Source organism: Mesorhizobium ciceri biovar biserrulae (assembly GCF_001618845.1).
GTDB classification, from domain to species: Bacteria; Pseudomonadota; Alphaproteobacteria; order Rhizobiales; family Rhizobiaceae; genus Mesorhizobium; species Mesorhizobium ciceri.
This window is the reverse complement of record NZ_CP015064.1, coordinates 589202-604220: the sequence shown is the minus strand read 5'-3', so window position 1 is coordinate 604220 and position 15019 is coordinate 589202. Positions and strand designations below refer to the sequence as shown.

Here is a 15019-nt window from a genome sequence, read left to right as displayed (position 1 = left end):
AAGCCGCCATCCGTCGATCCAGAATCAATGATTGTCCCTGGGGACACCGCTGGTGTGCGCGACATCCTGGTATTTCACCGCCGGCTTCAGCACCATTCCCTCCGAAAACTGCGCGACCATACCGCGCTGGATCTCCTGCCAGGGCGTCTGGTGCTCGGGATAGTGGAAGCCGCCATTGTTCTGCAGTTCGGCGCGGCGCCGGGTGATCTCGTCGTCGGTGACGAGGATGTCGGCCGTGCCCTTGCGCAAGTCGATGCGGACCCGGTCGCCCGTCTTGAGCAGCGCCAGTCCGCCGCCGATCGCCGCTTCCGGCGAGGCGTTGAGGATCGACGGCGAACCCGACGTGCCCGACTGGCGGCCGTCCCCGATGCAGGCGAGCGCGTGGATGCCCTTCTTGATGAGATAGGCCGGCGGCTGCATGTTGACGACCTCGGCACCGCCGGGATAGCCGACCGGGCCGGCGCCGCGCATGAACAGGATGGTGTGTTCGTCGATGCCTTGCGCCGGGTCGTCGATGCGGGCGTGGTAATCCTCCGGCCCGTCGAAAACCATGGCGTTGCCTTCGAAAGCCTCGGGATCCCTAGGATTGGACAGATAGCGCTCGCGAAACTCGGGCGAGATGCCGCTGGTCTTCATGATCGCCGAATCGAACAGATTGCCCCTGAGATTGATGAAGCCGGCATTGGCCTTCAGCGGCTTGGCGACAGAGCGGATGACGTCGGGGTTTTCGTTGGCGACGCCCTCGCTATTCTCGCCGATCGACTTGCCGTTGACGGTGCGTGCGCCGGGATGCGGCAACAGGTCGCCCTTCATCAGTTCGGCAATGACCGCCGGCACGCCGCCGGCATGATGGTAGTCCTCGCCAAGATATTCGCCCGTCGGCTGCAAATTGACCAGCAGCGGCACATTGAGGCCGACCGTCTGCCAGTCGTCATTGTCGAGCTTGACACCAAGGTGGCGGGCGATGGCATTGAGGTGGATCGGCGCGTTGGTCGAGCCGCCAATGGCCGAATTGACGACGATGGCGTTCTCGAAAGCCTCTCTCGTCATGATGTCGGACGGCTTCAGATCCTCATGCACCATCTCGACGATGCGTTTTCCGGTCTCATAGGAAATCTGGCCACGCTCGCGGTAGGGCGCGGGAATGGCGGCCGAGCCCGGCAACTGCATGCCAAGCGCCTCGGCCAGCGAGTTCATCGTGGTGGCGGTGCCCATGGTGTTGCAATAGCCGGTGGACGGCGCCGACGAGGCGACGATGTCCATGAACTCGTCATAATCGATCTCGCCGGCCGACAGGCGCTGGCGTGATTCCCAGACGATGGTACCGGAGCCGGTGCGCTTGCCCTTGTGCCAGCCATTGAGCATCGGCCCGACCGACAGCGCGATCGCCGGAATGTTGACGGTGGCCGCTGCCATCAGCAGCGCCGGCGTCGTCTTGTCGCAACCGATGGTCAGCACGACGCCATCGAGCGGGTAGCCGTAAAGCACCTCGACCAGGCTGAGGTAGGCAAGGTTGCGGTCGAGCGCTGCGGTCGGGCGCTTGCCGGTCTCCTGGATCGGATGGCAGGGGAACTCGAACGGAATACCGCCCATCGAGACGATGCCTTCGCGCACACGCTTGGCCAGTTCGATATGATGACGGTTGCAGGGCGACAGATCCGAGCCGGTCTGGGCGATGCCGATCAGCGGCTTGCCGGACATCAGTTCGGCGCGCGTCAGGCCGTAATTGAGATAGCGCTCGAGATAGAGAGCCGTCATGCCCGGATTGTCGGGATTGTCGAACCACTCCTGCGAGCGAAATTTTTTCTTATGGGTGGGGGCGCCTGCCATCATGGTCTCCGTATTTGTAAGACAAATCGATATGGCAACGCGCGGGAGCAGGCAAGAGGGCGTGCGGTCGCAACCGGACTTTGGTGCGATAGACACGACCCAAGCCGTGCGTTACGGGTTCGGACAGTCTTGTCCGGGAGGTTTTCATGGCTTTGGTGATCGAAGGCGAGGAGCGCATTGCCGCACCGCTGCAAAAAGTGTGGGAAGCGCTGAACGATCCCGAGGTCTTGAAGGCGACCATTCCCGGTTGCCAGAGCCTGGAGATGAAGTCGCCGACCGAGATGGCGGCAACCGTGGTGGTGAAGATCGGACCGATCAAGGCGACGTTCAACGGCGAAGTGACGCTGAAGAACCTGAAGCCGCCGCACTCCTACACCATCCAGGGCGAAGGCAAGGGCGGCATTGCAGGCTTCGCCAAGGGTGGCGCCGACGTGACGCTGACGGCAGATGGACCCGACGCCACGATATTGAACTACGCGGCCAAGGCCGATGTCGGCGGCAAGATCGCCCAACTCGGCAGCCGGCTGATCGAATCGACCTCGAAGAAACTGGCCGGACAGTTTTTTTCCAGCTTCGGCGAGAAGGTCGGCGCGGCCTAGGCTGCAGAGCGGCGGCGGCTACCGAACAAGCTACTCGAAAACAATACTCGGCACCGCCGCTGCCGCAGCACCACGCTCTTCGTTAACCCGGTCCCAGACCTTCGAGGCGATGTCGCGGTAGATTTTCGCCTCGGCGCCGTCGGGCTTGGAGACGACAACCGGCGTGCCGGCATCCGAGCTTTCGCGAATGCCCATCTCGAGCGGCACCTCGCCGAGGAAGGTGACGCCAAGGCGCTCGGCCTCGCGCCGCGCCCCGCCATGACCGAAGATGTCGTAGCGCTTGCCGGTGTCCGGGGCGATGAAATAGCTCATGTTCTCGACGATGCCGAGCAGCGGCACGTCGACCTTCTTGAACATGTTGAGGCCTTTTCGCGCGTCGATCAGGGCCAGGTCCTGCGGCGTCGAGACGATGACGGCGCCAGCCAGCGGCACCTGTTGGGCCATGGTCAGCTGCGCGTCGCCGGTGCCGGGCGGCATGTCGACGACGAGCACGTCGAGCCGACCCCATTCGACTTCACGCAGCATCTGCGTCAGTGCCGACATCACCATCGGACCACGCCAGATCATCGGCGTTTCCTCATCGACGAGGAAGCCTATCGACATCACCTTCAGGCCGTAATTCTCCATCGGTTTCAGGATCTTGCCGTCGACGGTCTGCGGCCGGCCGTGGATGTTGAGCAGCCTTGGCATGGACGGGCCGTAGATGTCGGCATCGAGCACGCCGACCCGCAAGCCGTTGGCGGCGAGGCCGAGCGCGATGTTGACGGCGGTGGTCGACTTGCCGACGCCGCCCTTGCCGGAGGCAACGGCAATGATCGCTTCGATACCGGGCACGCCACGCTTGCCCGAGCTGTGCGAGGCCGGCGCGTGCGGAGCCGCACGCGGCGCGGCGGCAGCGGGCGCAGCCGGCGGAACGGGCCTGGGTGCGGGGCGCGACGGAACCGGCGCCTCCATGCCGCCGCCCTTCTTCTCCGCCGTCAGCGCAACGACGGCGCCGGCGACACCGGGGATCGCCTTGACGACACGCTCGGCGGCGGCGCGCAGCGGCTCCATTTCCTGGGCGCGGGCGGCGGGAACGGTAATCGAGAAGAAGACCTTCCCGTCGGCGATAAAAATTTCCGAAACCATGCCGAGGTCGACGATGTTGCCGGTGAAATCCGGTCCGTTGACCGTCTTCAGACGCTCGGTGACGATTTCCTTGGTGACGGACATGGCAGTTTTTCCTTACGCAGCTTGCGCCTGAGATGCAGCTTGCACCTGAGATAATGCAGTTTCCGGACAGAACCAAGCCGTGGAGCAATGGCTGTCTTGGCGTGCCTGAAAAACCGGCGGGTCCTGCCGGATTCATCCGCGCCAAACGTCCTCCAGATAAGCCAGCGCCGATGCGGCCAGCAATCAATCCAGCCGACAGTCGCCAAACGATCGCAGCGACCTATTTCAACGACCAGCACGGGACCGACAAGCCGAGAAGGAGGCGATTATGCTCGCAAACAGCAACGCAACGGCAAATCTGGCGGTAAGCGATCTGGCAAAGGCCAAGGCTTTCTACGAAGGAACGCTTGGCCTGAAACAGGTGCAGGATGAGGGGGGCGAACTGATCGTGTACAAAAGCGGCGATACCACCCTCAACGTCTATCATTCCCAATTTGCCGGAACCAACAAGGCGACAGCGGTGACCTGGATGGTTGGCGACGAGATCGGTAACATCGTCAAGGAGCTGAAGTCGAAGGGCGTCGCCTTCGAGCACTATCAGATGCCGGGCTTGACGCTGGAGGGCGATCTCCACGTCGGTTACGGAATGAAAGTTGCCTGGTTCAAGGATCCAGACGGCAACATCCTGAACCTTGTGGACAGGTAGATTTCTTCACCTCACCTCGCCAGGCCAACCGCGAGGTAGGTGAGCGCCGAAATCAAAGCGGTGGCCGGCAAGGTAACGATCCAGGCGATGACGATGTTGCCGGCAATGCCCCAGCGCACGGCCGAGACGCGGCGGGCGGCGCCGACGCCGATGATGGCGCCGGTGATGGTGTGGGTGGTCGATACGGGAACGCCGAGCCAGGTCGCCGCAAACAGCGTGATCGCCCCACCGGTTTCGGCGCAAAAACCCTGCATCGGGTTCAGCCGGGTGATCTTCGAGCCCATGGTGTGGACGATGCGCCAGCCGCCGAACAGGGTGCCGAGCGCCAGTGCCGACTGGCAAGTGAGGACCACCCACAGCGGCACGTAGAAAGTCGCGCCGAGCATGCCTTGCGAATAGAGCAGCACGGCGATGATGCCCATGGTCTTCTGGGCGTCATTGCCGCCGTGCCCGAGGGAATAGAGCGAGGCGGAAAAGAACTGCATGACGCGGAAGGTGCTGTCGACCGCAAACGGCGTCTGGCGCACGAAGAGCCACGAGACGACGAGAACCAGGACGAGCGCCAGGATAAAGCCCGTCGCTGGCGACAAGACGATTGCCGCGACCGTCTTGCCAAGCCCGGTCCAGACGATGGCGCCCACGCCTGCTTTCGCAACACCGGCGCCGACCAGGCCGCCGATCAGCGCATGCGAGCTGCTCGAAGGGATGCCGGCGATCCAGGTGACGATGTTCCAGACGATGGCGCCGACCAGGGCTGCAAAGATCACCGCCGGGGTGACGATGCTGACGTCGACGATGCCTTTGCCTACGGTCTCGGCAACGTGGAGGCCGAAGAACATGAAGGCGATGAAATTGAAGAATGCCGCCCACAGCACCGCATATTGCGGCCGCAGCACGCGGGTGGAAACGATGGTGGCGATGGAATTGGCGGCGTCGTGCAGGCCGTTGAGAAAGTCGAAGAACAGTGCGACGGCGACGAGGCCGGCCAGCACGGGAAAGGCAATGGTTGCTTCCATCACCTAGACATTCTCAATGACGATGCCGCTGATCTCGTTGGCGACGTCCTCGAAGCGGTCGACCACCTTTTCCAGTTGGCCATAAATCTCGCTGCCGATCATATAGGCCATCGGATCGCTGCTGCCGTGCTTCCTGAAGAGATCCTTCAGCCCTTGCTCGTGCAGGTCGTCGGCCCGGCTTTCGACGCGCATCACCTCTTCGGCGATGGCGTTGAGGCGCACAGTATGCGTTGCGACCTTGTTGAGCAGCGGGATCGCCTCGGCCACCAGCTTGGCGGCGGCGACGATGACACCACCCATTTCCTGCATCAGCGGATCGAACTCCTTGCGCTCGAACAGCTTCACCGTCTTGACCGTCTTGTGCATCATATCGATGGCGTCATCCATCGACTGGATCAAGTCCTTGATGTCGCCGCGATCGAAAGGCGTGATGAAGGAGCGCCGTACCGCCAGCAGGACTTCCGCGGTGATGTGGTCGGCCTCATCTTCAAGATCGATGATTTTCTGGCACCAGAGATCGATATCCCTGCCCTGGAGAAGCTGCTCCAGCGCCTCGGCGCCGCCGACTACGGTGCGGGAATGTCGTTCGAACAGGTCGAAGAAGCGATCTTCGCGCGGCAAAAGCTTGCGGAACCAGCCCAGCATGGTCGATCTCCCAGTTCATCCACATAGCGCCGCATTCAGCCGCGGGAAACAGGTAGCCGGCTTAAAGGTGTGGATGCAGGGCAATTGTGCGTGGCGCTTGCGGTAGAGCACAATTTCCCCGACCTTGCAGCGAACGACCGGAAAGATCACATGATCGACAAGCTGGAATTCTTCATCGCGCTCGCCAGGGAGGAGCATTTCGGCCGGGCGGCGGAGGTGTGCGGCGTCACGCAGCCGACGCTGTCGGCCGGCATCAAGCAGTTGGAAGGCCAGCTTGGCGTCATGCTGGTTCTGCGCGGCTCACGCTTCCAGGGGCTGACGCCGGAGGGAAAACAGGTGCTGGTGTGGGCACGCCGCATCGTCGGCGACACCAGGACCATGCGCGAGGAAATGCGCGCGGCGCGCCACGGACTTTCGGGCCGTATCCGCATCGCCGCCATCCCGACGGCGCTCGCCATGCTGCCGCGGCTGACGACGCCATTTCGCGAAAAGCATCCCGGCGTCACCTTTTCGGTGCTGTCGCGGACCTCGATCGAGGTGCTGTCGCTGCTCGGCAATTTCGACATCGATGCCGGCATCACCTATCTCGACAACGAGCCGCTGGGGCGGGTGACCAGCGTGCCGCTCTATGACGAGCGTTACCAACTGATCACCGCGATGGGAAATCCCTATTCCGACCGCGACAAAGTGACATGGGCGGAGCTCTCAAGCCTGCCGCTGTGCCTGTTGACGCCGGACATGCAGAACCGCCGCATCATCGACCAGCATCTGGCCGAAGCCGGCGTGCAGGTGCGACCGACGCTGGAATCCAATTCGATGATCGTGCTGTTTTCGCACATCCGCACCGGCAAATGGTCGTCGATCATGCCGCTCAACCTTGCGGAAACATTCGGCTTTTCCGAACCGATCCGGGCCATTCCAATCATCGAACCAGACGCCAGCCACACGGTCGGCCTGGTGGCGACACCGCGCGAACCGCACACACCTTTGGTCTCGGCGCTGCTGGACGAGGCAATGGCGCTGGCGGACGATTTCCATGCCAACCGTTCCGCTAGACAGGGTTAGTCAAACGGAACGATAGAAGATTTCTATCGTACAACGAAACCGCTTTATTGATTTCAGAGGTTTTCTCTGGTTTCTTAAGCACTTAGCGATAAAGCGGCACGCGCATGTCGTTGTTCCAAAACAGCTTGATGCTTTTGGCCGATATGCGTGGGTCGCTACGATAGGGAGGGCGCTGCATGACAATGCAGCCTGCAAGTACCGAGATTACGTCGCGCACGGCCGCGATCATCCAGGAGATGAAGGGGCTCGAAGGCCCTTTGCTGCCGATCCTCCACGGCATCCAGGAAGAGTTCGGCCATGTGCCCAAGGATGCGCTGCCGGTCATCGCCGAGGCGCTGAACATTTCCAGGGCCGAGGTGCACGGCGTCGTCAGCTTCTATCACGATTACCGAAGCCATCCGGCAGGCCGGCATGTGTTGAAGCTCTGCAAGGCGGAATCCTGCCAGTCCATGGGGTCGGATGCCATCGCCGCCAAGCTGAAGCAACTGCTGGGCATCGGCTTTCATGAAACGACCCGCGACGGTTCGGTGACGCTGGAGCCGGTCTACTGTCTCGGCCTGTGCGCCTGTTCGCCCGCCGCCATGCTCGATGGCGAGGTGATCGGACGGCTCGATGACGAGAAGCTCGACGAGATCGTTGCAGAGGTGCTCTCATGATCCCGCGTATCTACATTCCCGGCGATTCCGGTGCGCTGGCGCTTGGCGCCGAAAAGGTCGCCAAGGCGATCGCCGGCGAACTCGCCGAGCGCGGCATCGAAGCCAAGATCGTGCGCAATGGTTCGCGCGGCGCCTATTTCCTCGAACCGATGGTCGAAGTCGCTACAGCCAACGGCCGCATCGCCTACGGGCCGGTCAAACCGTCCGACGTCAAAAGCCTGTTCGACAGCGGCTTCCTTACCGGCGGCCATCATAAACGCTGGCTGGGCGCGCCGGACAAGATCCCGTTCCTGGCCAAGCAGACACGGCTGACCTTCGCGCGCTGCGGCGTCACGGATCCGCTGTCGCTCGAATCCTACAAAAAACATGGCGGGTTGAATGGACTGATGAACGCGCTGGCGCTGACGCCTGCCGCCATCGTCGCAGAGGTGACCGAATCCGGCCTGCGCGGGCGCGGCGGCGCCGGCTTCCCGACCGGCATCAAATGGAAGACGGTGCTCGATACAGCAGGCGACCGCAAATACATCGTCTGCAACGCCGATGAAGGCGACTCCGGCACCTTCGCCGACCGCATGATCATGGAGGGCGATCCCTTCGTGCTGATCGAAGGCATGACGATCGCCGGTATAGCCACGGGCGCGACCAAGGGCTTCGTCTATGTCCGCTCGGAATATCCGCATGCGGTGGCGGCGATGAACAAGGCCGTCGAGATCGCCCGCAAGGCCGGCGTTCTTGGCGCCAGCGTGCTGGGTTCCCCTCACGCGTTCGACATGGAGATCCGGGTCGGCGCCGGCGCCTATGTCTGCGGCGAAGAGACGGCGCTGCTCGATTCGCTCGAGGGCAAGCGCGGCATGGTGCGGGCAAAGCCGCCTCTGCCTGCGCATAAGGGGCTGTTCGGCAAGCCGACGGTGATCAACAACGTCATCAGCCTAGCCTCTGTGCCCGTCATCATGGACAAGGGTGCGGCCTTCTACAAGGATTTCGGCATGGGCCGCTCGCGCGGCACGATCCCGGTCCAGATCGCCGGCAATGTCAAATTTGCAGGGCTGTTCGAAGCCGCTTTCGGCATGACGCTTGGCGAGATCGTCGACGAGATCGGCGGCGGCACGGCCACCGGCCGGCCGGTCAAGGCAGTGCAGGTCGGCGGACCGCTCGGCGCCTATTTCCCGCGCGCGCTGTTCGACACGCCATTCGACTATGAAGCCTTCGCGGCCAAGGACGGGCTGATCGGCCATGCCGGTATCGTGGTGTTCGACGACACCGCCGACATGCTGAAACAGGCGCGCTTCGCCATGGAATTCTGCGCCATCGAAAGCTGCGGCAAGTGCACGCCCTGCCGCATCGGCTCGACGCGCGGTGTCGAGACCATCGACAAACTCGCCGCGGGCATCGAGCCGGAGAAGAACCTCGCTCTGGTCACCGACCTCTGCAACACGATGAAATTCGGCTCGCTCTGCGCGCTGGGCGGCTTCACGCCCTACCCTGTGATGAGCTCGATCACCCATTTCCCTGACGACTTCAAGCCCGCGCCCGTGCGCGTGGCTGCCGAATAGGAGCTGGCAGATGAACATCAAGGCCGACTTCCCATCCCTCGTCGAAGAGATCGACTACGGAACCCCGCAATCGAAGGCGCAGAAGCAGGTCACGCTGAACGTCGACGGGCGCAGCATCACCGTGCCGGAAGGCACCTCGATCATGCGTGCCGCGATGGAGGGCGGGGTCGAAATCCCGAAGCTCTGCGCCACCGACATGCTGGACTCCTTCGGTTCGTGCCGTGTCTGCCTTGTGGAGATCGAAGGACGCGGCGGCACGCCGGCATCCTGCACGACGCCTGTCGGCGAAGGCATGATCGTGCGCACGCAGACCGAGCGGCTCGATGCCATTCGCCGTGGCGTCATGGAGCTCTATGTCTCCGACCATCCGACCGGCTGGAACGAACAGGCCGGAACCGGCGCCAGCGAGTTCGACGCGGTGGCGAAGTCGATCGGCCTGACCGAGAACCGCTACGGCATCGAGGGCCGCAACCACGTCAAGCCGGAAGGTGGCGTGGCGCCCGGCCATGGCTCGCTGGCAGTCGATTACATCGCCCGCGACGAATCCAACCCCTATTTCACCTATGATGCCTCGCAATGCATCGTCTGCTCGCGCTGCGTGCGGGCGTGCGAAGAAGTGCAGGGCACGTTTGCGCTGACCATCGAGGGACGCGGCTTCGAATCCCGGGTTTCGGCCGGAATGCACGAGGCGTTCATCGATTCGGAATGCGTGTCCTGCGGCGCTTGCGTCCAGGCCTGCCCGACCGATGCGCTGCGTGAGAAGACGGTGCTTGCCAAGGGCCTGCCGGAGCGCTCGGCCGTCACCACCTGCGCCTATTGCGGCGTCGGCTGCTCGTTCAAGGCCGAGGTGAAGGGTGACGAAGTCGTTCGCATGATGCCCTACAAGGAGGGCAAGGCGAACCACGGCCATTCCTGCGTGAAGGGCCGTTTCGCCTATGGCTACGCCACCCACAAGGACCGCATCCTGTCGCCGATGATCCGCGAAAAGGTCACCGATCCGTGGCGCGAAGTAAGCTGGGAAGAGGCGATCGCCCATACCGCCAAGGAATTCCGCCGCATCCAATACCAGTACGGACGCACCGCGATCGGCGGCATCACCTCGTCGCGCTGCACCAATGAGGAAACCTACCTCGTCCAGAAGATGGTGCGGCAGGGTTTCCGCAACAACAATGTCGACACCTGCGCACGCGTCTGCCATTCGCCGACGGGCTACGGGCTCGGCCAGACATATGGCACGTCTGCCGGCACGCAGGATTTCGATTCCGTCGACTTCACCGACGTCGCCGTCATCATCGGCGCCAATCCGGCTTCCGCTCACCCGGTGTTCGCCTCGCGGCTCAAGAAGCGGCTGCGCCAGGGCGCCAAGCTGATCGTGCTCGATCCGCGCCGCACCGAGATGGTCAAGTCGGCTCATATCGAAGCGGATTACCACCTGCCGCTGAAGCCCGGCACCAATGTGGCCGTGCTGACGGCGCTGGCGCATGTGATCGTCACCGAGGGCTTGTTCGACGAAGCCTTCATCCGCGAACGTTGCGACTGGACGGAGTTCCAGGATTGGGCATCGTTCGTCGCCTTGCCGGAAAACAGCCCCGAAACCGTCGGCAAATTGTCCGGCGTCGATCCCGAGCTGATCCGCGGTGCTGCGCGTCTCTACGCCACCGGCGGCAACGGCGCGATCTATTACGGCCTGGGCGTGACGGAACACAGCCAAGGTTCGACCACTGTGATGGCAATCGCCAATCTCGCCATGGCCACCGGCAATATCGGCCGGCCCGGCGTCGGCGTGAACCCGCTGCGCGGCCAGAACAACGTGCAGGGCTCCTGCGACATGGGTTCCTTCCCGCACGAACTGCCGGGCTATCGCCACATCTCCGGCGAAGCCGTGCGCGATATCTACGAGACCTTGTGGGGCGTAAAGCTGGACGACGAACCCGGCCTGCGCATCCCCAACATGCTGGACGCCGCCGTCGACGGCAGCTTCAAGGGCATCTACATCCAGGGCGAAGACATTCTGCAGTCCGATCCCGACACCAAGCATGTCGCAGCCGGCCTTGCCGCGATGGAATGCGTCGTCGTGCACGACCTCTTCCTCAACGAGACGGCGAACTACGCGCATGTCTTCCTGCCGGGCTCGACCTTCCTGGAGAAGGACGGCACCTTCACCAACGCCGAGCGCCGCATCAACATGGTGCGCAAGGTTCTTGAGCCGAAGGCGCGCTACGCCGATTGGGAGGCGACGCAGGAGCTTGCCCGCGCGATCGGGCTGGACTGGAACTATAAGCATCCCTCCGAAATCATGGACGAGATCGCGATGACCACGCCGAGCTTCGCCGGCGTCTCCTTCGAGCTGCTCGACCGTGTCGGGTCCGTGCAATGGCCCTGCAACGAGAAGGCGCCGCTCGGCACCCCGATCATGCATATCGACGGGTTCGTGCGCGGCAAGGGCAAGTTCATCCGTACCGAATATGTGGCGACGGACGAAAGGACGGGGCCGCGCTTCCCGCTGCTGCTCACCACCGGCCGCATCCTGTCGCAGTACAATGTCGGCGCGCAGACCAGGCGCACCGACAACAGCATGTGGCACTCGGAGGACCGGCTGGAGATTCATCCGCACGATGCCGAGAACCGCGGCTTGCGCGACGGCGACTGGGTCCGGCTGACCAGCCGCTCGGGCGAGACGACGCTGCGCGCGCTGATCACCGACCGGGTGTCGCCCGGCGTGGTCTACACGACGTTCCACCATCCGGACACGCAGGCCAACGTGATCACCACCGACTTCTCCGACTGGGCGACCAACTGCCCGGAATACAAGGTGACGGCGGTGCAGGTCGGCGCCTCCAATGGGCCGTCGGAATGGCAGCGCGACTATGACGAGCAAGCCAAGCAGAGCCGGCGCATCGCGTCTTTGCAGGCGGCGGAGTAGCCTTGAGCGCGCGGCGCAAAACCACGACGCAGGTATCGCGGCTGGCGCACCGCGCCAGCGGCACTGCTACGGCGAACCGCATGGTGCCGGAAGAGACGCCGGTGGCGTTCTCCTTTGCCGGCACCACGCATGCGGTGATGATGGCAAGCCCGGCCGATTTCGAGGATTTCGCGCTTGGCTTCTCGCTGACCGAGGGCATTGTAGCTGCGCCGGAGGAGATCGAAGCCATCGAGGTCGAGGACCATGGCGCCGGCATCGACATCCAGATCCGGCTGAAGGACCGAGCCAACACGCGCTTCGAAGCGCGGCGGCGAAGGCTCGCGGGTCCGGTCGGCTGCGGGCTCTGCGGCATCGAATCGATCGAGGAAGCGATGCGTTCGGTGGATGCGGTTGGTGTGTCAAAGCTTACGCTTGATGCCAACGATATTGTCCGTTCGGTCAAGCTTTTGTCGAAAGTGCAGCCGCTGCACACCGAGACCGGAGCCGTGCACGCCGCCGGCTTCTATGTGCCTGGTAAGGGCATCGTCATGGCGCGCGAAGATGTCGGCCGTCACAATGCGCTCGACAAGCTGGCGGGTGCGCTGGCCAAAGCCGGCATCGAGGGCGCATCCGGTGCTGTCGTGGTGACATCCAGGGTTTCGGTCGAAATGGTGCAGAAGACGGCTTCTATCGGTTCGGCCTTCATCATCGCCGTCTCGGCGCCGACCGCCCTTGCCATCCGCACGGCGCAAGAGTCCGGCATGACGCTGGTGGCGCTGGTTCGCGGCGACGATTTTGATATTTTCACCCACCCCGACCGGGTGGTTTGCGGAGTTGCCAAGCATGTCGCATGACGAAGAACACATTATGAGCACTGCCGAGAAGCTGGTGCGCATGGCAAACCAGATCGCCGACTTCTTCCATTCCAAGCCGCGCGAGGAAGGCATTGCCGGCGTCGCCGAGCACATCAACAAGTTCTGGGAGCCGAGGATGCGGCGGCAGTTCTTCGAAATGCTGGACGACGGCACCGGGAACTTCAACGAGTTGGTGGTGGCCGCCTCCGCCAGGATCAAGCGACCGATCACGCCGGCTGCGGCCGACCTCAAACTCGGGCTCAAGCCCTCCCCTGCCGACGTCGCCGCCTCGCAGGAATAGCCGCCAAGCCGCGCCAGCTTACATTCACAATCGCTAAAGTTTAAGCTGCCGCAATCTGCGCTGTTCTGCTATGGTTTGACGACCAGAAATCGTCAGGCCGGGGTGGAAATCTCGTGAGGCCGATCGAGACGCGATACGCCTGTAGCGGCGATGTGCGGATCGCCTATCAGGTGGTCGGGCAGGGATCATTCGATCTCGTCTTCGTGCCGGGCTTCATTTCCAACCTCGACCTGCACTGGGAAGACGAGGGCTACACCAGGCTCTTGAAGCGGCTTTCGGCGTTCTCTCGGCTGATCCTGTTCGACAAGCGCGGCACCGGCCTGTCCGACCGTGTCGACGCGCATAACCTGCCCAGTCTCGAGACGCGGATAGACGATGTGCGCGCGGTAATGGACGCCGCCGGCAGCGGCCGTGCGGCGCTGCTCGGCTCCTCCGAAGGCGCGCCGATGGCGATGCTGTTCGCCGCCACCTATCCGGAGCGGACACGGGCGCTGGCGCTCTATGGCGGCTATGCGCATTTCCAGAAATGGGTGATGTCGCCCGAACGCCTCGACGCTTTCATCGAGATGGCGGAGACAGCCTGGGGCACTGGCGCCATGCTGCCCCATTTCGCGCCGAGCCGGGTCGACGACGCGCATTTCGCCCAGTGGTGGGCACGTTTCGAACGATTGTCGGCGAGCCCGACGGCGGCGGCGGCGCTGGCGCGCATGAACGCCGACGTCGACATCCGCCATATCCTGAGCGTGATCAGCGCGCCGACGCTTGTAATCCATCGCCGCAACGATGCGCGGGTCGACCCCGACGCCAGCCGCTTCCTTGCACAGAAGATCCCCGGCGCCCGGCTGGTCGAGATTCCCGGGCGCGACCATCCGATCTGGACCGGCGATGTCGATGGGGTGGCCGACCTGATCGAGGAATTCCTGACCGGCGAACGCGCCGTGGGCGAAGTAGACCGCGTGCTGGCCGCACTGCTGGTGACACGCATCTACGACACGGCACGGCTCGGCGACCGGATGTGGAGCGAACGCAGCCAACGCTTCCAGGAAACCTGGCGGCTGCTGGTCGGGCGCCATGGCGGGCGCTCTGTGGGCCTGCATGGCGAGTTGATGATTTCGCGCTTCGACGGCCCGGCACGCGCCATACGCTGCGCGGCAGCGCTGCGCGAGGCGGCGCAGGAAATCGGCGTGGCAAGCGCGCAAGGGGCGCATGTCGGCGAGATCGAAGTGCGCGGTCCGCCCGTTGGGACGACGGCGCGGGTGGCAATGCAACTGGCCGCCCATGCCGGCCGCGGCGACATTATCGCGTCGCGTCTGATCGCCGATCTGGCGGCTGGGTCGGGCCTGCATTTCACCGACGCCGGGCGCATCAGTGTCGACGAGCTGGAACAGCCGCTGGCGCTGGTCCATGCGACGTCCGAACAGCATCTGGAACCCGCCTGCCGGCCCAAACCCAAGACCGCCGAGCCGGCCGCATTGACGGCGCGCGAAAGCGAGGTGGTGAGCCTCGTCGCCGACGGCAAGAGCAATGCCGCGATCGCCGCCGAATTGCGGCTGAGCGAACACACGGTCAAGCGCCATGTCGCCAACATACTGCTCAAGCTGGATCTGCCGTCGCGGGCGGCGGCGGCGGCGTTTTCGGCCAGGCACCCTGGCCCGCACGGGCCATGAGAGCCATGGCGCTTTCGGGCGAAGCGGCCATGGGCGGGTAAGCGCTATCAATTCTCTCCACGCAGGCTAGGCG

12 protein-coding genes and 2 pseudogenes are annotated in these 15019 nt (G+C 63.6%); 10 read left to right on the top strand and 4 right to left on the bottom strand.

The window, feature by feature from the left end:
* Positions 1-24: 24 nt before the first annotated feature.
* Positions 25-1830, bottom strand: coding sequence for an IlvD/Edd family dehydratase (locus A4R29_RS02840; protein ID WP_013528004.1), 1806 nt, complete (start codon positions 1828-1830; stop codon positions 25-27).
* 146 nt (positions 1831-1976) lie between these two features.
* Between A4R29_RS02840 and A4R29_RS02835 the strand changes: the two genes are divergently transcribed.
* The gene (locus A4R29_RS02835; protein ID WP_013528005.1) at positions 1977-2429 is read left to right on the top strand and encodes an SRPBCC family protein; all 453 of its coding nucleotides are present in this window, start codon (positions 1977-1979) and stop codon (positions 2427-2429) included.
* A gap of 30 nt (positions 2430-2459) precedes the next feature.
* Here the strand turns inward: A4R29_RS02835 and A4R29_RS02830 are convergent, their stop codons facing one another.
* On the bottom strand, positions 2460-3641 hold the full coding sequence (locus A4R29_RS02830) for an Mrp/NBP35 family ATP-binding protein (RefSeq protein WP_063171127.1): 1182 nt from the start codon (positions 3639-3641) through the stop codon (positions 2460-2462).
* Between the two features lie 268 nt (positions 3642-3909).
* Between A4R29_RS02830 and A4R29_RS02825 the strand changes: the two genes are divergently transcribed.
* Positions 3910-4287, top strand: a complete 378-nt coding sequence (locus tag A4R29_RS02825) for a VOC family protein (protein WP_063169927.1) — start codon at positions 3910-3912, stop codon at positions 4285-4287.
* An 11-nt stretch (positions 4288-4298) separates the two neighbouring features.
* Here the strand turns inward: A4R29_RS02825 and A4R29_RS02820 are convergent, their stop codons facing one another.
* Both A4R29_RS02820 and A4R29_RS02815 read right to left on the bottom strand, forming a co-directional pair.
* Positions 4299-5303: an inorganic phosphate transporter gene (locus A4R29_RS02820; protein WP_013528008.1), complete on the bottom strand. Its 1005-nt coding sequence runs from the start codon at positions 5301-5303 to the stop codon at positions 4299-4301.
* Positions 5304-5306: 3 nt separating this feature from the next.
* On the bottom strand, positions 5307-5948 hold the full coding sequence (locus A4R29_RS02815; RefSeq protein WP_013528009.1) for a DUF47 domain-containing protein: 642 nt from the start codon (positions 5946-5948) through the stop codon (positions 5307-5309).
* A 150-nt stretch (positions 5949-6098) separates the two neighbouring features.
* Between A4R29_RS02815 and A4R29_RS02810 the strand changes: the two genes are divergently transcribed.
* From A4R29_RS02810 to A4R29_RS02780, 8 genes and pseudogenes are all read left to right on the top strand, one after another.
* A complete protein-coding gene (locus A4R29_RS02810; protein WP_013528010.1) occupies positions 6099-7013 on the top strand; it encodes a LysR family transcriptional regulator in 915 nt (304 codons plus the stop codon).
* Positions 7014-7189: 176 nt separating this feature from the next.
* Positions 7190-7669 (top strand): formate dehydrogenase subunit gamma, encoded by a 480-nt coding sequence (locus A4R29_RS02805; protein WP_063171126.1) that lies wholly within the window; start codon positions 7190-7192, stop codon positions 7667-7669.
* Positions 7666-9222, top strand: coding sequence for a formate dehydrogenase beta subunit (locus tag A4R29_RS02800; RefSeq protein ID WP_013528012.1), 1557 nt, complete (start codon positions 7666-7668; stop codon positions 9220-9222). The genes A4R29_RS02805 and A4R29_RS02800 overlap by 4 nt, the downstream gene beginning before the upstream one ends.
* 10 nt (positions 9223-9232) lie before the next feature.
* Positions 9233-9596: pseudogene (locus A4R29_RS35520) on the top strand (2Fe-2S iron-sulfur cluster-binding protein); the annotation flags it as partial.
* Positions 9597-9655: 59 nt separating this feature from the next.
* Positions 9656-12145, top strand: a pseudogene (fdhF, locus tag A4R29_RS02795) (formate dehydrogenase subunit alpha); the annotation flags it as partial.
* Positions 12146-12147: 2 nt separating this feature from the next.
* On the top strand, positions 12148-12978 hold the full coding sequence (gene fdhD / locus A4R29_RS02790) for a formate dehydrogenase accessory sulfurtransferase FdhD (protein ID WP_063171125.1): 831 nt from the start codon (positions 12148-12150) through the stop codon (positions 12976-12978).
* Entirely contained in the window at positions 12968-13279 is a 312-nt protein-coding gene (locus A4R29_RS02785; protein ID WP_013528015.1) for a formate dehydrogenase subunit delta, read from the top strand. The genes fdhD and A4R29_RS02785 overlap by 11 nt, the downstream gene beginning before the upstream one ends.
* 113 nt (positions 13280-13392) lie before the next feature.
* Positions 13393-14946 carry an alpha/beta fold hydrolase gene (locus A4R29_RS02780; RefSeq protein ID WP_063171124.1) on the top strand — a complete coding sequence of 518 codons (1554 nt, stop codon included), beginning with the start codon at positions 13393-13395 and terminating at the stop codon, positions 14944-14946.
* Positions 14947-15019: the final 73 nt, after the last annotated feature.

Excerpts from the sequence above, each read along its gene's own strand:
- A4R29_RS02825 (WP_063169927.1), top strand. The coding sequence starts at position 3,910 with ATGCTCGCAAACAGCAACGCAACGGCAAATCTGGCGGTAAGCGATCTG.
- A4R29_RS02810 (WP_013528010.1), top strand. The coding sequence starts at position 6,099 with ATGATCGACAAGCTGGAATTCTTCATCGCGCTCGCCAGGGAGGAGCAT.
- A4R29_RS02820 (WP_013528008.1), bottom strand. The coding sequence starts at position 5,303 with ATGGAAGCAACCATTGCCTTTCCCGTGCTGGCCGGCCTCGTCGCCGTC.
- A4R29_RS02840 (WP_013528004.1), bottom strand. The coding sequence starts at position 1,830 with ATGGCAGGCGCCCCCACCCATAAGAAAAAATTTCGCTCGCAGGAGTGG.
- A4R29_RS02815 (WP_013528009.1), bottom strand. The coding sequence starts at position 5,948 with ATGCTGGGCTGGTTCCGCAAGCTTTTGCCGCGCGAAGATCGCTTCTTC.
- A4R29_RS02835 (WP_013528005.1), top strand. The coding sequence starts at position 1,977 with ATGGCTTTGGTGATCGAAGGCGAGGAGCGCATTGCCGCACCGCTGCAA.
- A4R29_RS02785 (WP_013528015.1), top strand. The coding sequence starts at position 12,968 with ATGTCGCATGACGAAGAACACATTATGAGCACTGCCGAGAAGCTGGTG.
- A4R29_RS02830 (WP_063171127.1), bottom strand. The coding sequence starts at position 3,641 with ATGTCCGTCACCAAGGAAATCGTCACCGAGCGTCTGAAGACGGTCAAC.
- A4R29_RS02800 (WP_013528012.1), top strand. The coding sequence starts at position 7,666 with ATGATCCCGCGTATCTACATTCCCGGCGATTCCGGTGCGCTGGCGCTT.
- A4R29_RS02805 (WP_063171126.1), top strand. The coding sequence starts at position 7,190 with ATGACAATGCAGCCTGCAAGTACCGAGATTACGTCGCGCACGGCCGCG.